We start from the raw sequence: 20,258 nt of genomic DNA on the forward strand, positions 1-20,258 counted from the left end.
TTAACCCTTTAAATTTGAGGCTTTGCTTATATCGACGTGGCCAAATGTTTTATGATAATGATAAGCCAAAACGCTCATTATAATCACAGCAAAAATCGCATCAGTCAAGATCCCAAGCTCTACTAAAGAGTGAGAATTATACGCACTCAGTGCTAGACTTAGATGAATGCCATTTTCAAAAAGACAGTAAGCAAGAATCTGCTTGATGAATGAATTTCTCAAAATAAATCCAAAAATCCCCATCATAAATATAAAAATAGAAGCCACTAAAGCAGTTTCATTTTTGATAAGTGAAAACTCGCCAAATATCGGAGCAATCACCATCGCAGTGGCTATGCTAAAGCCAAAAGCTATGACAATAGAAACCAAAAATCCACCAGTTGGCTCGTTTTCATGAATCAAATTTAGCTTTTTAACAAGATAAAATATAATAGCTGGCACCAAGCAGACTTTCATAAAAAATGCGATAATCGCCCAGCTAAATAGCTCCTTTGCTCCGTGCAAATTTGCCAAAAGAAAAAACAAGCTTACCAAACAAAATGCTTGAAAAACATAACTCAAAATGCTTAATTTGTAGCTTCTAAAGCCAAAAACAAGCACGCTTGAAATCATCATTAAAATAGTTAAAACTTCCATAATTAAACTCCGATTATGTAAAGGCTAAGGGCGATAAGCGATATAAAAAGTATGCCAAGCGCGTTAAATTTAAGACTTGAGAGAATCCTAAATCTTGGGCCAAAGTTATCTATCAAAATAGCTCCGATGTAAAATACCCCGACTTCTACTAAATTTAAAGCCAAATTTAACAGCGGATTTTCAAATCCAAACGGCACAAAAATAACCAAAAAGAAGCTTATCATTGCGTATTGTTTGAGCATGAGTGCCATTTCAGCCACACCAAGATCCCTACCGCTATACTCACCGATCACACCCTCTTGGACTTCTTGCTCGGCTTCAGCTATGTCAAAAGGCTTTCTTCCCATCTCCACATACATAGCCCACAAAAACGCTATACTAGCCACAGCGTATGAAGCGATGTGATAGCCGATTTCGCCGTTTTGTAAAACGCCTTTTATGATAGGCAAATTTGTAGTTTGGGTTAGCATTGCTATTATTATAAGACAGATTATCATGATAGGCTCGACATACACAGCTATCAGGCTTTCTCTACTTGCTCCTACTCCTGCATAAGGATTTGAGCTATCGATACTAGCCACGCCAAACACAAATCTAAAAGCTGCCACCAAATACACAGCGACAAATATATCGCTTATCATTCCGCCTTCGCTATTGCCAGCGTAACTAATAGGCATAATCATCACAAGCAAAGCCGAAATGCTAAAAAGCATATATGGACTTGCTCTAAAAAACCAGTGAATTGTATTTGGCATGGTTCTTGAACGCTTTAAAAGCTTGAAAATATCATAATAAGTCTGAAGAATTGGGTATCCCACACGACTTTGGATTTTGCCTCTTAGGTTTCTAGCCACACCATCAAAAAGCGGAACCAGCAAAATAGCAACGAAAAGTTGCAAAAGCATAAGTAGTATCGTTTGCATCTATTCTCCTAAAAAGTAAAATCCAGCTATCATCATAGCATAGAGATATATAAGTATGTAAATCACGTAAAAGCTACTTTTGCCATTTTGCATGTAGCCAATCTTGTCGCCTAAGTATAAATTTAGCCTGACAACTGGCGCATAAAGCAGATTCCACCAAAAATCATCGCTCCTACTCTCATAATTCATCTTTGCAAAATAGCTATCTTGGCTTTTGATCTCTTTAAATTTGATAATCTTGCTTATTATGCGTTTGAAATCGCCCACAAAGGCGTTTGAGTTGGTTTGCATTCGGCTATTAAATTTAAACCCGCAAGCCCAAGGCTCGCTAAGTCTTGCCTTGCTCATATTTGCCTTAAATATTCCAAAAAGTAAAAATGGTAAGATAAGCAAAAAGCACAAAAGCAAGGCGATTATCGGCATTGATAAGACATCGATATTTATACTATAAGTAGCATTTGGTATCAAGTCCATGACAACCGAGCCCAAAAACATTATTATATTATTCGCACCAAGTCCAAAATACAAGCAAGAAAACGCTAAAACAAACATACCAAGAGGCATAAATAGTGACTTTTCATAAGCCCCGTTGTAGATTTTCTCATCTTTGCAAACTCCAGCAAAAATAAGAGCATAAAGCTTGATAAAAGCAAAGACAACAATAGCTCCAGTAAGAGCCAAAGCCACGATACTAAGAGCAAAAACAGCCCTTCCTAGCAGGCTTTCGCTAAGCCCACCAAGTATCATTGAGCGGTAGATAAACCACTCACTCACAAAGCCATTTAGCGGTGGCAGAGCCGAGATACTCACCACGCCTATCAAAAACAAAATCGCAGTGATAGGCATTTTTCTGGCTAGGCCGCCAAGCTTGTCTATCTCTTTTGTTTGCGTGGCATTGTAGATGTTTCCAGCGCCTAAAAATAGCAGTGATTTAAAGGTAGCGTGATTTAGAGCGTGAAATAACGCCCCAACAAAACCAAGTAAAGCAAGCGTGCCTTCACCCAAGCCAATACCGTAAAATCCAGTTCCCACGCCAAGCAAGATTATGCCTATGTTTTCAACCGAGCTATAGGCGATGAGCTTTGAGTATTCTTTTTGGACTAATGCGTAGCTGATACCTATGAGCGCGCTTAATGCTCCAAGCACCATGATACTAAGTCCAAATCCAGGATTTATAGGCAAGAATAAGCTAAATTTGATAAGTCCAAATATCGCCATTTTTGACATAACTCCACTCATCAAAGCTGCCACGTTTGACGGTGCTAATGGATATGCGAGTGGTGACCACACATGAAATGGAAACATACCAGCCTTGCTGCCAAATCCTACTAAAAGCAAAGTAAGTACGCAAATGCTAAGCCCTGAGCTTATCTCAAATCCTTGCCACTGCGCAAATTCCATACTTCCAGCCACGCCAGAGATCAAAAGCAAGGCTATCATGATACAAAACGCACCGATTTGTGCCACGCCAAGATAAATCATCACGGTTTTGTTGCTAGTCTCTTCATCGTTAAATTTAAGTAGCAACGCCGAAACAAGAGTCATCACCTCCCACAAAACGATGAAGCTAAAGACATTTGAGCTTGAGAGAACCAAAAGCATAGAAAGGATAAAAAAGTTAAAAAGTGAAGCAAAAACGGCTAAATTTGCCCTATTTTTCAAGCTTTTTGCATATCCAATAGTGTAAATCCCAACTCCAAATGATATAAAAACAACCAAAAAGCTAAAAAATCCGCTCAGCGGAGTTAGGATAAATTCAGGTGAAAATATAAAATTTCCAGCTAATTTAAATCCGTAAGTTAAATTTATGTTTGTGATAAATATGACAACGCTATAAAGCGACACCAAACTGGGCAACCCAAAACCCACCCAAAGAGCCGTTTTAGGACATTTGTAAAGAGCTAAGCTAACAACCCCAAGGATTAAAAACGCACTATAAATCATCTCAAGCATTTTGCTCTCCTTGTTCTACTGTTTCTTTTGGTTTTTTGGCTTCTATGGTGATAAGAGGCGGCTCGCATTCAAGGATTTTGGCTATGAAATTTGACATATTTTGCCCGTCTTTTAGCTTTTTGCCAAATTTATGCTCATTGCTAAGAGGATCAAGCATGACTAAAGCGCCTTTTGGGCAGACTTCTACACACGCACTTCCTCCGTCTCTACCGTCGCAGATATCGCATTTTATGGCTACAGACATGAAGCCATCGCCACATACGTCCATTTCATCTTTGCTCGCTCCAGTTGAGCTTATATCTGCACTATCAAGATGAATAGCACCATAAGGACATGCATTCGTACATAGCCCGCATCCTATACAAAGCCTTTCATGCACTTCGACAAAGCCATTTTCGTTTCTTAAAGCTGAAGTAGGGCAAACCACAGCGCAAGGTGCGTCTTCGCACTGTCTGCACTGATTTGGCATGACACCATTTTCAAGCTTGATGACTTGAAGTCTTGGTTTAGCCAGTTTGCCTCTCTTGTAAGCCTCTTTAGAACACGCTTTCATACAGGCTTTGCAGCCGATACATAGCTCAGGATTACATATTACAAATTTATGTTTTTTACTCAAATTTGACCTTTAAATTTTTATGAATAGAATAATTATATCATTTGGTTATTAAAATATAACTTGTTATGTGTAAATTCAAGTATTAATGAAAAAAAATTAATTTAAGTGTGTAGTTTTGAAACTTAATATTAAATTTAACATATAAAATTTTAGTTTGTGGTTTAATGGTTTTAAAAGATATATATATATAATTTACGATTAACTATAAGCTAAATTATAAATCGCATAGTAAAGGAACATATGAAAGGCATAATACTAGCCGGTGGTAGTGGAACTAGGCTTTATCCCATTACAAAAAGCATATCAAAACAGCTTTTACCTATTTATGATAAGCCGATGATTTATTATCCACTTTCTGTTCTTATGCTTGCTGGAATTAATGATATTTTGATCATATCTACTCCATCTGATATACATAAATTTGAAGAACTCTTAGGTGATGGAAGAGACTGGGGAATAAAGCTCTCATATAAAGTACAGCCATCTCCAGATGGTCTAGCACAAGCTTTTATACTTGGCGAAGAATTTATAGGCAATGATAATGTTTGCTTGATACTAGGTGACAATATATTTTATGGTCAAGGGTTTTCGAATATGCTTAAAAAATCTACATCTTTAAAAAGTGGTGCTATAGTATTTGGGTATCAAGTTAAAGATCCGGAGCGTTTTGGGGTTGTTGAGTTTGATGCAAATTTAAATGTAAAGAGCATAGAAGAAAAACCAACGGATCCAAAGTCAAATTTTGCAGTCACTGGGCTTTATTTTTATGATAACAGTGTAGTAGAAATAGCAAAAAATGTAAAACCATCTGCTCGTGGAGAACTAGAAATAACCTCTATAAATCAAGAATATCTGAAAAGAAAAAATCTAAAAGTAGAGCTTTTGGGACGCGGTTTTGCATGGCTTGATACTGGGACACATGAAAGTCTTGTAGAGGCTGGACAGTTTGTCCAAACTATCGAAAAAAGGCAAGGATACAAAATAGCTTGTTTGGAAGAAATAGCCTATAATAATGGCTGGATAGATAAAAATAAGGTTCTTGAAATAGCAAAAATGTATTCAAAAAATGAATATGGATCCTATTTATATGATTTGGTAAAACAAAAATGACAAATAATCAAACAACTATCTTGTTAACTGGATGCGCTGGGTTTATCGGCTCAAATTTCGTACCATATTTTTTAGATAAATATTCAAATTACAATATTATAAATTTAGACTTACTCACCTACGCTGGCAATCTAGATAATCTCAAAGAGTGTCAAAACAATCCAAGATATAAATTTATCAAAGGCGATATTTGCAATCGTGAATTAGTGGAATTTATATTTAATGAATACGATATAAGAGGTGTGATACATTTTGCTGCTGAAAGCCACGTGGACAACTCTATCAAAAATCCAAATATTTTTATCCAAACAAATGTTTTAGGAACGCAAAATTTGCTAAATATAGCGTATAAACACTGGATGAATTCTCCATTTGAAACCAAAAATGGCTATGAAAATGCGAGATTTCATCACATATCTACTGATGAGGTTTACGGCTCACTTAGTGATAACCCAAATGAGCTTTTTACAGAATTTACGCCTTACGCACCAAACTCTCCATACTCGGCAAGTAAAGCAAGTAGCGATATGATAGCAAGAGCATATCATGAAACTTATGGTTTGAATTTAGTTATAACAAACTGTTCAAACAACTACGGCCCAAAGCAACACGATGAAAAACTTATACCAACTATTATCAAAAATGCATTAGCCAAAAAGCCTATACCAATATATGGTGATGGCAAAAATATCCGCGACTGGCTTTATGTACTGGATCATTGCAAGGGTATAGATTTAGTATTTCACAAAGCAAAAAGTGGAGAAACGTACAATATAGGCGGCAAAAATGAGCGAACAAATTTGCAGATTGTAAATAAAATCTGTGAAATTTTAGATAATAAAGTGCCACTTAATGTGAACAATGATAAAATTAACTCCTATAAAGATCTTATAACATTTATCAAAGATCGTGCAGGACATGATAGAAGGTATGCTATAGACGCAAGAAAGCTAGAAAATGAGCTTGGATGGATATCCGATGAAAGCTTCGAAAGCGGCATAGTCAAAACCGTAGAGTGGTATATGAGAAAGTATGAGATAGAACTGTGAGTTCATCAATAATACAATAATTTTTAGAAGGTATAGAGTGCAAAATCCACATATTTCAATAGTAACTCCTGTATATGGATGTTGCAAAAGTTTGTACGATTTATATGAAAGATTAAATAAGACCTTATCAACGATTACAAATAATTTTGAAATAATTATGATTAATGATGCGAGCCCAGATAATGCGTGGGAGGTAATAAAATATTTGGCTAAAAAGGATAGTAGAGTAAAGGGAATAAACTTATCTCGAAATTTTGGTCAGCATAAAGCAATAACGGCTGGGCTTAATTATGCACAAGGCTATTGGGTGGTAGTCATGGACTGCGATTTACAAGATCAGCCAGAAGAAATTATAAAGCTATACAATAAAGCTTTAGAGGGTTATGATATTGTTTTTGGAAGAAGAGCTAAAAGACAAGACGGCTTTTTTAAAAAATTAAGCTCGAAAATTTTTTATAAGATTTATGATTATTTTACAGATAGCAAAACCGATAATACTATAGCAAATTTTAGTATTTTAAATCAAAAAGTAGTTAAAGAATTTAAAAAGCTTAAAGAACAAAATAGGTCTTATTATTTATTTATTAATTGGCTAGGATTTAAAAAAATAAATATTGATATTAAGCACTCAAAAAGAAAAGAAGGTAAAAGTTCTTATACTTTTAAAAAGCTTATGGATCTTGCAATAGATAGTATAGTAGCTCAGTCGAATAAACCACTTAGACTATCTATTAAATTTGGATTTATCATTTCATTTTCTTCTTTTTTGTATGCCGTATGGTTATTTGTGGGTTATTTTATATTTTCTGTACCGGTAGAAGGATGGACAAGTATGATGGTTTCTCTTTATTTTATAAGTGGACTAATATTTGCAAATATGGGATTTTTAGGATTGTATATAGGTAAAATATTTGATGAAACAAAAAATAGGCCAATATATGTAGTCAGCGAAACAACTTTTGAAGATAAAAATTAATGGGATATTATACAGATAGCCAATTAAATGATATAGGTTTTAAATATATTGGTAAAAATGTAAAAATCAGCGATAAGGCGTCTATTTATAATCCCGATCAAATAGAAATAGGAGATAATTCAAGAATAGATGATTTTTGTGTTATTTCTGGAAAAATAAGAATATGCAAAAATGTTCATATAACACCAACTTGTTTGGTTGCAGGCGGAATAAAAGGAATAATATTTGAAGATTTTGTAACTATTGCTTATGGTGTTAAGATATTTACACAATCTGATGATTATAGTGGTAAAACAATGTGCAATTCAACCATTCCCAAAAAATACAAAGAAGAAATTTTTAAAGAAGTTATATTAAAAAAGCATACTATTGTTGGGGCTGGCTCTATTATTATGCCTGGGGTAATTCTAGAAGAGGGTACTTCTGTTGGAGCAATGTCATTAGTATTAAAATCTACTAAACCTTGGGGTATTTATTTTGGGAGTCCCGCAAGAAGATTTAAGGATAGAAAAAAAGATCTATTAAACTTAGAAAAAATATATTTGGAAATTGGTTGAGCTATGAGTAAAATAGCATGAGATTTATAAAATTTTTTTAAGGGTCAAAATGGTTTTATTTATTAAAAAGTATTTTTTTAAACAAGCATTCCTATGTTATTCATATTTTTTACATATTATGTTTTTTATTATGGATATGATGCCGTTTTTTATAAGAGATATATTTTTTAAATTTAGTTTCAAAAAGTATGGTCAAAGTGTAATAATTGATTACAAAACATTTTTTAGATATATGAATAAAATACAAATAGGTAATTTTGTTAGCATAAATAGGGGTTGTGAGTTTTATACATCAGCTGATAATGGTGGATCAATTATAGACATTAAAGATCATGTTATATTTTCCCCAAATGTAAAAATTTATAGTGCAGGTCATGATTATAAATATTTAGATTTGCCAGATACATCGGGAGATATAATTATAAAAGAGCATGTTTGGATAGGTGCAAACAGTATAGTTTTACAGGGTGTCACTATTGGAGAATATAGTATAATATCTGCAAATAGTATTGTTACAAAAGATGTTGAACCATATAGCATAGTATCCGGAATTCCGGCAAGGGTTAGAAAACAAAGGGTACTTTATGGGTAAAATTTTATTTTTTTCGCTTTTATATGCGTTTTTTAATGTTTTTGGAGCAGCATTAATAAAAAATAAATTATTAGAAAAAACTATTGGTAATTTTAAAGATTTCATATATTTTTTGTTTGATTTAAAAATATTTTTAGCAATATTTTTAATTTTTATTTCCATGTTTTTTTCAATAAAAGCATTATCTGTAGATAAGTTTTCTTTTGTTATACCTATTTTAACTGGTATAAATTTTTTAGTTACATTGGCTGTTGGTCATGTATTTTTTAAAGATGAACTAGCTTTATCTGGATATATGGGAATTATATTAATTTTAATAGGAATTTATCTGTTAGGAGTTGGAAAATAGTGATACCATTTAATAAGCCGCCTTACACTGGCAATGAAGAAAAATATGTTTTAGAATCTATGAAAAGTGATAAGATTTCAGGTGATGGAGAATTCACAAAGAGATGTCACAAATTGCTTGAAGAAAGATTAAAATGTAAAAAAGTACTTTTAACACCTTCTTGCACCCATGCTCTTGAAATGGCAGCGATTTTGCTTGACATAAAAGAAGGTGATGAGGTTATAATGCCATCATTCACATTTGTTAGTACAGCAGATGCATTTGTTTTTCGTGGCGCTAAGATAATTTTTGTTGATATTCGTCCTGATACTATGAATATCGATGAAAATAAAATAGAAGAAGCCATAACTAGTAAAACAAAAGCTATAGTACCAGTCCATTATGCCGGAGTTTCTTGCGAAATGGATACCATTATGAAAATAGCAAAAAAATATAATCTTTTTGTGGTTGAAGATGCGGCACAAGGCATGATGAGTAGCTATAAAGGAAAGGCACTTGGTACTATAGGACATTTAGGAGCTTATAGCTTTCATGAAACAAAGAACTATACAAGTGCGGGTGAGGGCGGACTTCTTTTGGTAAATGATGATAGATTTATCCAAAGAGCAGAAATAATAAGAGAAAAAGGAACGAACAGAAGCCAATTTTTTCGAGGAATGGTAGATAAATACTCTTGGGTGGATATAGGAAGTAGTTATCTTTTAAATGATATAAGCGCCGCATATCTTTGGGGAAATTTAGAAAAAGCTGATGAGATAAACCAAGATAGATTAACTGCATGGCAAAAGTATTATGATGGATTAAAGGCTTTAGAGGATAAAGGTTTAGTAGAACTTCCGAAAATTCCAAATGAATGCGTTCAAAATGCTCATATGTTTTATTTGAAGGTAAAAAACTTAGAAGAAAGAACTGTTTTAATAGATTATTTAAAAAATAACGGAATAAATGCAGTATTTCATTATATTCCACTACATACCTCGGTGGCTGGATTAAAATTTGGTAGATTTAGTGGAATAGAAACATATACTACTAGAGAAAGCGAAAGATTGATTAGATTGCCTATGTATTATAGGTTAGATGATGTAGATATAAATAAAATTTTAGGAGTGATTAGCGAGTTTTTTTGAGAGTGTAAATTTAACTGTGTAAATCCTTTTTATAAATTTTAACCTATTTAGGTTTTAAAAAGGATTTACACAGTTAAATTTACACTCTCAGTTTTTTAGAAAATAATAATTTTTTGTACTTGTTTGTTAAAGATTTGCGTTTAAGTTAATGGTTGGAAAATATTAAATAATATAGTATTTTCGTTACTTTCTTGGTAATTTACATAGTTTTACAATAAGTAATTTTGGTTATATTTGATGTACTAGATACCTTAAAATGGTTGTATTTTCATAATTTTTTATTTCCTAGCTCTACTGCCAAATGTAAGAATAGCTTTAACTAATTTTTTATTTATCTTTATTTTTGTGCCATGATTTTTAACTTGATAATAATGGCGGACAGAGAGGGATTTGAACCCTCGAAGGCTTGCACCTTACACGCGTTCCAGGCGTGCTCCTTCAACCACTCGGACATCTGCCCATAAAAATGATATTATATAAAATTTAGGCTTAAATTTGAAAAAGAATCGCCCACCAAATAAGGTGAGCGCTTACAAAAAGGAGGTTATTTGTTTAGGAATTAGAATTATATTCCATATTTTTTAACATCAAATTAATATAATATGAAAATTATAATTTAAAATACTAATAATTATCTATTAACTCACGATTAAATGCCAATTTATTAAAAGGTAGTAAACTCACAAAGTCAAACAAAGAAACTCCTTTTTGTATTTACTGTGCATCTCCTTTTGGGGATGCATTTTTTATCTTACTTCTGCTATAATTATAAAAAAGGATAATCATGCTAACACATTTAAACGAACAAAATCTCCCTAGAATGGTCGATGTCGGAGACAAAAATATAACAAGAAGAATTGCTGTAGCAAGTGGCGAGATAAAAATGAGTGGTCAAGCTTACGACGCTATCAAATCAAACACCGGCAAAAAAGGCCCAGTACTTCAAACAGCAGTAATCGCAGCAGTTATGGGCGCTAAAAAAACAAGCGACTTAATCCCGATGTGTCATCCTTTGCCGATAACTTCAGTAAATATTGACGTGGAAGATCTACCAAATTTGCCAGGATTTAAGATCATTGCTACAGTCATTACTGATGGCAAAACTGGAGTCGAGATGGAAGCCTTAACAAGCGTAAGCGCGGGACTTCTAACCATATATGATATGATAAAAGCCATAGACAAATCAATGCAGATCTCAAACATCGCTCTTGAGAGCAAAAGTGGTGGGAAAAGCGGGGATTATAGGAGAAAAGATGCCTAACGTTTGCGATTTCAACAAAAAACCAGATATTTCATATCCAAATTTTTGGGAATACAAAATAATAATAGATAAAGATACTGATGAAAAAGTGCTAGTCCAAAACTGCGTCGGCGATAGAAAACACAAGCTAAATTTCTCAAAAAATAGCCAAAATGGTAAATTTAAAAGCTTTAATCTAGCTGTTTTGGTAAATAGCGATGAAGAGCGTTTGGAGCTTTTTAGCTTGCTTAGAACAAAATGTAAATTTGTATTATAGGAGCGATTTATGAATATATTTAACGAAAATTTGAGCGAAGATGAGTTTATAAAACTCCTAAAAGAAGAGAGTTTTAAACGTCTAAAAGAAAAACTTGGTGGCGTAAGCGACGATGAAAAGATAAATTTATCCAAAGATTATTTTGATGAAATTTGTGTTTGTTTATCGCAAAATGGCAAACTAACTAGCAATGCTATAAGTGCGCTTAGCGAGTCATTTAACAAAGCCATTACTTATGACGCTGAGCAGTATTTATACAAAATAATGTACGAAAGGGATAGGCTCAAAAAGCAAATCTCATCTCAAAAAGATCAAATCAAATCTCTTATGATGCTAAACTGCAAGGTGCTTGAAGAGTATATTTGTTCTAGCAACTTTGAGAATAAAGAAGATCTATCAAAAGTCCTAAAAGATAAGCTTTTAGATGATCTTGAGATGCTTGGAATTCTCAAAGAAACAACAGAATCAGCGTTTTTAACCACTATAGAAATGGGAAATGATGTAGAAGATACGATCAAAGAGATAGCAAAAAACATAGTTTATCTAGCTATAAATGAGGGCGAGCTTACAAAGAGTCGCTTTATGGATATAGCTTTGGTGGTCGTAGAAACTGCTGCAAATCTGGCAAATGAGAGTAAAATTTATGCTAAAGAAATAGTGCGTGGAGCGATAAATGGCAGCAATGACGGCATCACAAAGGCTATAGAAAAATACAAAGATGAGCTTAAATTTGCCCCAGATGAGATATGCGAAAATCTAAGCCTTAGCATAAAAGAGCTAACTAAGATAGAAGATGATTTTGTCGGTATCTTGAAGAGTATAGCCAACCAAAACGCAGAGCCGGCTTCTGAGATTATCTTAGAAATAGTAGGCGATGAATACGACTCATATTCGGCGAAGCTAAAGAGGATTTCGGCTGAAGCAAGGGCTCAAATCTTTGAAAAAATAGAAGAACTAAGCCAAAAAAGCTTTAAATTTGGCGATGTGAATTTAGACGAAAAGATAGTAAATCTCAAAAAAGAGATAGTAGAACTAGAGAAAAAAGCTGGTGAAAAACTAGCCCAAATGAAAAACTCACAGACGTTTGAAAACGCCAAAGAACAAGCTAAAAAGCTTGGCGATAGAGTTTATGAAGCTGCTAAAAATCTCATCGATAATACAAAAAAGAGCTAAATTTATACTTTAGTTTTTGAATGGTGGTAGGAATATCGCCATTCTAATATAAATTTATCCTTAAAATGAAATTCAAATATAATAATCCCACTCTAAAATAAACTAAAATATATTAATATAACAAGTGTTAAATTTGTGATATATAAATTTATTTTTATTATTACCGATTTACAAATATACCATAAAGGGATACTATAAAAAAATTTGTTTTAGGAGTTATCTTTTTAGTTTCTACTCTATTTAGTAGCAACAATTTTACTTTTGAAAAAGTAAAAAATCCAAAAGAAGTTGCGAGTAAAAGTCTCACTCAAAAACAAGGCTTAAAATCTAAGCAAAACCTACAAGTTCGTTCTTATACTCCACTTCCTATAAGTCAGTTTGTGTTTGATGAAAACTTAGATGAGCTTACAAGTGTTTCAAGTGGCGGACAGTTTTTATTTTATTTGGCTTACAATAAAGTTCAAAATGATCCTATAAATCCTAGAAGCGATCTATTCGTAAATTTATCTCAAGGCGAAAATTATCATTGTGATTATAGCGGAACACAATCTGCTATATGTAATTATGAAGACTACTACTCTCAAGTTGAATACGCACTAAATAGTATAGGTGGTTGGTTTATTTTTAATCAGTATCCAGCAACAGACGATGAATTTGTTTTAATGGATAGAAAGAATACACTGCGGGGCAACGCTGGGCAATCTCAAAGCTTTATGGGAGGCAAATCTCATTTTAAAGTCTTAGTTGGTGCTGATGGCAGACTTGGAGTTAAATTTACCTTAGTAACTGGTGGTACTCAAAGTGTATGGACACCACAAGCTATACCATTAAATACTAGAGTTTATTTTCAAGCAAACAATAGAGGAATAGACTATGAAGTAGGCTGGACTACACTTGATGGAACTAGCTCAAGGGCAAGTGGAAGTCATCAAGGATTTTCTATACCAGCTGATATAGATGAGCATAGAGTAGCTAGAAACAATAAAACATCTTGCCAATCTGGACCAAATCTTACCAATATTAACGAAAGAAATTCTGGTTGCATAAAAATTGATTTCGGAAGCAAAATGCTAGAAACTGTAGAATTTTATAATCAAAAAAAGAATAGTCATTTTATATCCAATTTCTTTTGGAATGCCTTAACCGATATGTTTGCAGATATGAATAAAACAGATATTAGTAATAATACGGTTTTCAACCAAATACAAGTCTTGTCATAAATGCAAATTTTATCAATAAAGTGTATGGTGATTTATATTTAGGACAAAACAATTTTGCCGCCAATCAACTTAGAGTTTATATCTCAGATAATTATATTATCGCTGATGTAAGAGAATACTAATATATTTTAGGTTGGTTGCACCCAGCCTATTTATTAAAAAGGAAAACCTATGGATATAAAGTCTTTTCAAGTAAACTTAGACTTAGCTAAATTTAAATTTGATGAATATGCAGACATTGCAAAACAAAACGAAGATATATCCAAAAAAAGAGCCGAAATCTATGGGACTGATAGGAATTTTAATAAAATTAGCGAAAATGAAAGCGAAAATTATATTGCTATAAAAAATAATGAGCCTATAACATACAAAAAATATAAAGATTATGTCATATACTCAGACAATAAAGATTTATTGTATTATGAAGGCAGTCACGCGCATTATGTTATCACTAAAGATACTGATACAAATTTTATCTCAAAGCTTAGTTTAGTTGATAAAATGTTTCTTCTTAACAAAAATGATACAACAGATGAAAAAATCGTAGTAAAAGATGATAAATATTTTATGCAAAAAATGATCGATGATATGATAATAGAGCAGACATCTTTTATGCTTGATAAAAAGCTTGACCCAAACTATGATGTATGGTATTTTTTTGGTGCTGGCAGAAACCACAGCTACGCAAATAAATTCACTCCAGATGCTGAGCATTATGAGATTAAAAACTACTCAAACCCAAACCAAGCAATCCCAAATTCCTACTACCTTAACTCCTATGCAAACTCAAATTTAATCAACACCAAATTTGGTAAAGCTGAATTATTTTTAGATTTAGCTGGGGATAATGATAAATTAGGCGTTGGAAGCTTTAACTCAAATTCACAGCTATTTAGATTTGATAGTGATGGCAATGGGTTTGTAGATAAAAATGATGATTACTTTGATAAACTAAAAGTTAGGGCTTATGATGAGAATGGAAATGAGATAATAAAGAAGCTTAGTGAAGTAGTTGATAGTATAAATCTAAAAGATTTTATAGATAGTAAAAGTAATGCCTTAAATAAATGGAAAAAAGATGTAAGTGGCAATGGCTGGGATGAAAAGACATATAAACAACAATTTGATATGATAAACTCATATAATCCCTATTCTAACTTTAAAGCTGAAATTAGATATGAGAGTATGAATAACAATGATATAAAAGAGCTTTCTAAACTAGCTGATAAAGATGGCTGGATAGATGCTTCAGACTTACAAGGATTAGCAAATCTGGCTTATGCCAAAAAAGGATTTAATGGCAATTATAAATTAGAAGAGCTTAATTACTCAAATGATAAAGTAGGCTCATATAACCAATACTCTAAATTTAACTCTTTATATGAAGATTATATGGCTGAGATTAATGCATTAAATGGATTTTTTGATAGTTATAAACAGAGTGCTAGTAGTGAGATTTTAGCTGAGTTTGTGGATATTATAAAAAATCCTAGCCTTAAATCAACTCTAATGCTAAATTTAGAAAAAGAATTCACCAATCTAACTGGCCTTAAATTTACCCTAGCAAACCTAGAAAAAGTCAAAAATAGCTTTGAGAGTGATAGAAGTTTAGCAGCTAATATGCTAAAAGACACAGACGCACTAAGTGCTATAAGAATAAACAAAAATGGAACATTTACTCTTAGATTTAATAGTGGAAGAGAGATAAATGTAGATAAGCTATATAAAGATAGTGGCAAAGCATTTGATATTGAGCTAAATATAAACGCTGATTTTATGAGTGAAGATGAATTAAATCAAAGCTTAGATTTAAGTGTAAGTATGGCAAATATAAAAGATAAGCTTACAGGCGAAGTACAAACAAAATCTTTAAAAGAGCTTGGAGTAAAGATAATAAATAAACTATTAAATGGTAAATTTGCACTTCATACAAATGATGGTAAAAGCATAATAGTAGATCAAATTTACACTAAGATAGATCAAAATCAAGATACAAAAGAAAATAGTGGATTAAATAAAGAAGATGATAAATTAAACAGACAAAACAATGAATTAAATTTGATAAATGATAAAGTTAGATTTTATCCCAAACCTCTTAGGGTTTGGGCGTAGGGTTAGTGGATTTTTGGATTATTTGATTTTCTTTGCGCCTTTGTAAGTAGCCCATACTTTTTGACTACCATCTTTATAAAACGCAATCACATCGTATGTGTCTTCTATACCATCTTGCTCCATTCCAGGACTTCCAAGAGGCATTGCTGGAGTGCTGATACCGATGATGTCTTTTGGTTTTTGGGATAGTAGTCTTTTTACTTCATCTGCTGGAACGTGACCTTCTATGACGTATCCATCTATCAAGCCAGTATGGCAGCTAGATAGCTCACCAGGAACCTTTGCACCACGTTTTACGTCCATTATTTCATTTGTTTTGTACTCTACGACATTGAAGCCTTCGCTTTTCATGACCTTTGACCAATTGCCACAGCATCCACACTCTGGAGATTTGTAAACTTCGATATTTGAAGCAAAAGCCATAGTGCTAAAAATAGCTGCCGCGCTAAGTAATGATATTATTTTCATAAAAACCCTTTATAAATAAAATATCAAATTGTAAAGTAAAAGATTAAATTTAAAGTGAATTTGAGTAAAAGAAGTGTTGGTTTGAGCCAAAAGACTCAAACCAAATATCTACTATAGGTAACCGTATAGTGAAGCAAGAATATATCCAAATATACAAGATGTGATTACACCTGTAAGACCTGGGATGATAAAGCTGTGATTTATAACGTATTTACCGATTTTTGTTGTACCAGAGCGGTCAAATTGGATCGCTGCAAGGTCGCTTGGATATGTTGGGAGTATATAATATCCATAGCAAGCTGGAGCAAATGCTAAGATGATAGCTGGGCTAACGCCAATACCAAGAGCTAATGGAACGAATGCGACCAAAGCTGCTGCTTGTGAGTTAACGAATTTAGACACAAGAAGTAGCATAAGTGCGTATGTCCAAGGATACTCAGTGACAACACCACCTAGCAACTCTTTTATCATCGGAGTATGCACACCAAACATAGTTTCTGCCATCCATGAGATACCAAAAACTGCAACCAAAGCTATCATACCAGAACGGAAAATCTCATTTTTAGCGATATTTGAAGCATTTGTGTTTGTAAAGATAAGGATTATAGCACCTGCTAAAAGCATGAAAATTTGGATAGTATCGACCATGCTTAGAGTTTTTGTGCTTGGGACTTTATCTGCTACAACGATTTTAGCATTTGTAAATTCTTTTACTTCTGCGTTTGCTTTTGCTACTGTTACTTTGCCATCTACTGCGCTAAGAGTTGTAGTAGCGTTGTTTTCATTTATAGATAAAGTAGAGATAGCTTTATCATCTTTTTTAAGTTTGCCATCTTTAAATGTTTGGTTTAGCCCGTCCACAAATTTAACGTCTAAAGTAGCATTTTTGATGTTGATTTTATCTACAACTTGACCATCAGAAACCACTTGAACGACTGTAGCAGGTTTTGTTGTATTCCAGCTTGGTCTTAGATCTTTGAAATATCCCAAAGTTGCAACTAAAGCTATAGTACCTAAAAATATCCACATTGCAAGCCAGCTACTACTTGGAAGTTTTTTACCAAGTAAAGTTGTGCCGTCGCCGTATACATATTTTTTTTGTTCTGGATCTTGGATTTTTGCTTGGAACTCAGGATCTTTGTCTAGATCTTTACCTCTAAACCAAGAAAATATTCCTACACATAAAACACCAAAATATGTTGAAGGGATTGTGATTTTAAGCAAGTCTAAATATCCATCAAATCCAGCCAAATGGCTATCAGCGTTGATAAGGAATGCTGTTAATGTGACAACCGCGACTGAAACAGGGCTTGCGATGATACCCATTTGAGATGCGATTGAGCTTGCTGCCATAGGACGCTCTGGGCGGATTCCGTTTTTGATAGCTATATCATAAACGATAGGAAGCATTGTATAAACAACGTGACCAGTACCGCAAAGTATAGTTAGCGTAGAAGTCACAAATGGAGCTAGTATGCTGATGTATTTTGGGTTTTTACGCAATACTTTTTCAGCGATTTGAAGCATAACATCAAGACCACCACTTGCTTGAAGTGTTGCACTTGCGACAACGACTGCAAGGATTGTTAGCATAACAGCTATTGCAGGTTTGCCAGGTTGTACGCCAAAGGCAAAAACCAAAACTATAAGACCAATACCGCCAAGTAATCCTAGTGCGATACCGCCTTTTTTTGCGCCATAAAATAGACAGATAAGTACTACAAGAAGTTGAATTAAAAACTGAGTACCTTCGTTTAGATTCATTAGAAAATCCATAAATGTCCATCCTTTCTTTTTGAAATTGTTTGGCGAATTGTAGCACTATAAACTTTATATTTACCTTATTTAATTTTTATTATATAAACTAATTTTATACTTTAAATTATATTTCAATATATAAAATAAAAATAATTTTATGTAAAATTAAGAAAATGTTAAATTTGCTAAATTGTGTTATAATCACCACTTAAAATTAAAAAGGTCATAGATGTTTTCATCGTTTTTTAAAGACAAAAAATGGGCGGTTTGGGCTTATGGTGGACTTTTTGTTATTGTTGTTTCTTTGGTGCTTCAGACTCGCTTGAATGTCGCTATAAATGATTGGTATAAGAATTTTTATGATATTTTACAAAACGTCAAAGACCACAGCGTAGATGAGTTTTGGGCTGGGATTTGGCAATTTTTATTAATAGCGATGCCTTATGTCATCATTGCTACACTTACGACGTTTTTTGCAAGTCACTGGGTTTTTCGGTGGCGTGAGGCTATGACTTTTGCTTACGTTGATATTTGGAGAAAGTGCGAAAAAGATATAGAAGGCTCAAGCCAACGTATGCAAGAAGATATTTATAGATTTGCGAAGATTACTGAGACTTTGGGGCTTCAAATTTTAAGAGCAATGATGACTTTAATAGCCTTCATTCCTGTTTTGTGGGCGCTTAGTAGCGGAGTTGAGCTTGCTTATATCAAAGACATTCCAGGCTCTCTTGTGTGGATCGCATTAGCTGTGAGTATAGGTGGGCTTATCATATCTTGGTTTGTGGGTATAAAACTGCCAAAACTTGAGTATAACATACAAAAAAGCGAAGCTGCTTTTAGAAAAGAGTTGGTTTACGCTGAAGATGACAAGGTGCGTTATGCGACTAATGAAAGCATAATTAGCCTATTTACTGGGGTTAAATTTAACTTTTACAGGCTATTTTTGCATTATGGATATTTTAATATTTGGCTTATTTCATTTTCGCAGTTTATGGTAATTGTACCGTATATGATAATGGGCTCAGGGCTATTTACTGGGCTTATCACGCTTGGGATTTTGGTGCAAGTAAGCAACGCATTTGATCAAGTAAGAAGCAGTTTTAGCGTCTTTATCGATAACTGGACGACGATAACTGAGCTTAGGAGCATTCATAAGCGTTTGAGCGAATTTGAAGCAAATATTAAATTTGGCGAGCAATAATAGATTTGTTACTAAATTTGATGTAAAATTACAAAAATTTATTAAAAGAGTTTTCATGAAAGTTAAATTTATCATATTTTCTATGGTTTTAGCGTCTTTACTTGTTGGTTGTATTTCTAGTTCAACAAACCAAACAGCAGTCGTAGACGATAGAAAACAGCTATTTTTAGTCAGCAGTGCCCAGATGGATGAGAGTGCAAACTTAGCTTACGCTCAAACAATCTCCAAAGCAAAAAGCACCAAAACCCTTAATGTAGACGCAGCCCAAACCAAAAGAGTAAAAGCCATAAGCTTACGCCTTATAAAAGAAGTAGGGGTGTTTAGAAAAGATGCGTTAAACTGGGACTGGCAAGTCAATGTCATAGATGAAGAGACGATAAATGCTTGGTGTATGCCTGGCGGGAAAATAGTCGTTTATAGCGGGATTATTAAGAGTTTAAATTTAAACGATGATGAATTAGCAGCCATTGTGGCTCATGAAATCTCTCACGCCCTAAGAGAGCATAGCAGGGAAAAAGCAAGCGTAGATATGGCAAAAAATCTAGCCATTGGGCTTGGCGGCAAACTTTTAGGCTTAGATGAAAACGCACAAAGCCTAGCAGATCTTGCTTCAAAATACACGCTAACTCTGCCATTTTCAAGGTCAAACGAAACAGAAGCAGACACCATGGGCTTGGAGCTTATGGCAAGAGCTGGATTTGATCCAAAAGCCGCTGTAAATGTGTGGAAAAAAATGTCAAAGCTAAACTCATCGGCTCCACTTGAGATGCTTTCTACTCACCCATCAAACCAGTCTCGCATAGAAAATTTACAAAATTTATCTAAAAAAGTAGAGCCGCTATATAAATAATGTAAGTAAATTTTAGTGGTGTGTAGTTTAAAGCGTGAAAAACAGATAATTTATTTCAAAATTTTTGCTAT

The 20,258-nt window shown here is 33.6% G+C and carries 20 protein-coding genes and 1 tRNA gene; 14 read left to right on the forward strand and 7 right to left on the reverse strand.

The genetic code is table 11. The features are described from left to right. The 4 genes from hyfE to CIG1485E_RS00730 are packed head-to-tail and all read right to left on the reverse strand — an operon-like array spanning window position 1 to window position 4,128. On the reverse strand, window positions 1-636 hold the full coding sequence (gene hyfE / locus CIG1485E_RS00715) for a hydrogenase 4 membrane subunit (protein WP_038452627.1): 636 nt from the start codon (window positions 634-636) through the stop codon (window positions 1-3). 2 nt (window positions 637-638) lie between these two features. Beyond that, window positions 639-1,559, reverse strand: a complete 921-nt coding sequence (locus CIG1485E_RS00720) for a respiratory chain complex I subunit 1 family protein (protein WP_038452629.1) — start codon at window positions 1,557-1,559, stop codon at window positions 639-641. After that, on the reverse strand, window positions 1,560-3,512 hold the full coding sequence (locus CIG1485E_RS00725) for a proton-conducting transporter transmembrane domain-containing protein (protein WP_038452631.1): 1,953 nt from the start codon (window positions 3,510-3,512) through the stop codon (window positions 1,560-1,562). After that, entirely contained in the window at window positions 3,505-4,128 is a 624-nt protein-coding gene (locus tag CIG1485E_RS00730; RefSeq protein ID WP_038452633.1) for a 4Fe-4S dicluster domain-containing protein, read from the reverse strand. Before CIG1485E_RS00730 ends, CIG1485E_RS00725 begins: the two co-directional genes overlap by 8 nt. Before the next feature lie 240 nt (window positions 4,129-4,368). Here CIG1485E_RS00730 and rfbA point away from each other — a divergent pair, with 240 nt between their 5' ends. The 7 genes from rfbA to rffA are packed head-to-tail and all read left to right on the forward strand — an operon-like array spanning window position 4,369 to window position 9,888. Then, on the forward strand, window positions 4,369-5,238 hold the full coding sequence (rfbA, locus tag CIG1485E_RS00735; protein WP_038452635.1) for a glucose-1-phosphate thymidylyltransferase RfbA: 870 nt from the start codon (window positions 4,369-4,371) through the stop codon (window positions 5,236-5,238). Continuing rightward, entirely contained in the window at window positions 5,235-6,287 is a 1,053-nt protein-coding gene (gene rfbB, locus CIG1485E_RS00740) for a dTDP-glucose 4,6-dehydratase (protein ID WP_038452637.1), read from the forward strand. Before rfbA ends, rfbB begins: the two co-directional genes overlap by 4 nt. Before the next feature lie 37 nt (window positions 6,288-6,324). Continuing rightward, complete coding sequence (locus tag CIG1485E_RS00745) at window positions 6,325-7,263, forward strand: glycosyltransferase family 2 protein (protein WP_038452639.1); 939 nt, start codon at window positions 6,325-6,327, stop codon at window positions 7,261-7,263. Then, a complete protein-coding gene (locus CIG1485E_RS00750; protein WP_038452641.1) occupies window positions 7,263-7,820 on the forward strand; it encodes an acyltransferase in 558 nt (185 codons plus the stop codon). The genes CIG1485E_RS00745 and CIG1485E_RS00750 overlap by 1 nt, the downstream gene beginning before the upstream one ends. Before the next feature lie 49 nt (window positions 7,821-7,869). Then, window positions 7,870-8,412, forward strand: a complete 543-nt coding sequence (locus CIG1485E_RS09140; RefSeq protein ID WP_051870888.1) for an acyltransferase — start codon at window positions 7,870-7,872, stop codon at window positions 8,410-8,412. Then, on the forward strand, window positions 8,405-8,761 hold the full coding sequence (locus CIG1485E_RS00760; RefSeq protein ID WP_038452643.1) for a hypothetical protein: 357 nt from the start codon (window positions 8,405-8,407) through the stop codon (window positions 8,759-8,761). The genes CIG1485E_RS09140 and CIG1485E_RS00760 overlap by 8 nt, the downstream gene beginning before the upstream one ends. Further along, window positions 8,761-9,888 (forward strand): dTDP-4-amino-4,6-dideoxygalactose transaminase, encoded by a 1,128-nt coding sequence (rffA, locus tag CIG1485E_RS00765; protein WP_038452645.1) that lies wholly within the window; start codon window positions 8,761-8,763, stop codon window positions 9,886-9,888. The genes CIG1485E_RS00760 and rffA overlap by 1 nt, the downstream gene beginning before the upstream one ends. Window positions 9,889-10,260: 372 nt before the next feature. Here rffA and CIG1485E_RS00770 read toward each other — a convergent pair. Beyond that, window positions 10,261-10,348 (reverse strand) — tRNA-Ser (locus tag CIG1485E_RS00770). 324 nt (window positions 10,349-10,672) lie between these two features. Between CIG1485E_RS00770 and moaC the strand changes: the two genes are divergently transcribed. The 5 genes from moaC to CIG1485E_RS00795 all read left to right on the forward strand — a co-directional run bounded on the left by moaC (window position 10,673) and on the right by CIG1485E_RS00795 (window position 15,910). After that, the gene (gene moaC, locus CIG1485E_RS00775; protein ID WP_038452648.1) at window positions 10,673-11,149 is read left to right on the forward strand and encodes a cyclic pyranopterin monophosphate synthase MoaC; all 477 of its coding nucleotides are present in this window, start codon (window positions 10,673-10,675) and stop codon (window positions 11,147-11,149) included. Beyond that, window positions 11,142-11,405 (forward strand): HP0495 family protein, encoded by a 264-nt coding sequence (locus CIG1485E_RS00780; protein WP_038452651.1) that lies wholly within the window; start codon window positions 11,142-11,144, stop codon window positions 11,403-11,405. Before moaC ends, CIG1485E_RS00780 begins: the two co-directional genes overlap by 8 nt. Window positions 11,406-11,414: 9 nt before the next feature. Then, complete coding sequence (locus tag CIG1485E_RS00785) at window positions 11,415-12,578, forward strand: hypothetical protein (protein ID WP_038452653.1); 1,164 nt, start codon at window positions 11,415-11,417, stop codon at window positions 12,576-12,578. Window positions 12,579-12,958: 380 nt separating this feature from the next. Next, on the forward strand, window positions 12,959-13,798 hold the full coding sequence (locus CIG1485E_RS09145; RefSeq protein ID WP_051870889.1) for a hypothetical protein: 840 nt from the start codon (window positions 12,959-12,961) through the stop codon (window positions 13,796-13,798). Window positions 13,799-13,969: 171 nt separating this feature from the next. Continuing rightward, a complete protein-coding gene (locus CIG1485E_RS00795; protein ID WP_038452654.1) occupies window positions 13,970-15,910 on the forward strand; it encodes a hypothetical protein in 1,941 nt (646 codons plus the stop codon). 18 nt (window positions 15,911-15,928) lie between these two features. Here the strand turns inward: CIG1485E_RS00795 and CIG1485E_RS00800 are convergent, their stop codons facing one another. Together CIG1485E_RS00800 and CIG1485E_RS00805 are read right to left on the reverse strand one after the other, a co-directional pair. Then, complete coding sequence (locus tag CIG1485E_RS00800) at window positions 15,929-16,378, reverse strand: DUF411 domain-containing protein (protein WP_038452656.1); 450 nt, start codon at window positions 16,376-16,378, stop codon at window positions 15,929-15,931. 111 nt (window positions 16,379-16,489) lie between these two features. Next, window positions 16,490-18,154, reverse strand: a complete 1,665-nt coding sequence (locus CIG1485E_RS00805; protein WP_038452658.1) for an anaerobic C4-dicarboxylate transporter — start codon at window positions 18,152-18,154, stop codon at window positions 16,490-16,492. 211 nt (window positions 18,155-18,365) lie between these two features. On the opposite strand from CIG1485E_RS00805, the gene CIG1485E_RS00810 reads away from it, so the two are divergent. Then, entirely contained in the window at window positions 18,366-19,337 is a 972-nt protein-coding gene (locus CIG1485E_RS00810; RefSeq protein WP_038452661.1) for a putative transporter, read from the forward strand. A gap of 55 nt (window positions 19,338-19,392) precedes the next feature. Further along, window positions 19,393-20,187 carry a M48 family metallopeptidase gene (locus tag CIG1485E_RS00815; RefSeq protein ID WP_038455471.1) on the forward strand — a complete coding sequence of 265 codons (795 nt, stop codon included), beginning with the start codon at window positions 19,393-19,395 and terminating at the stop codon, window positions 20,185-20,187. Window positions 20,188-20,258 lie beyond the last annotated feature (71 nt).

The organism is Campylobacter iguaniorum (assembly GCF_000736415.1).
GTDB classification, from domain to species: domain Bacteria; phylum Campylobacterota; class Campylobacteria; order Campylobacterales; family Campylobacteraceae; genus Campylobacter; species Campylobacter iguaniorum.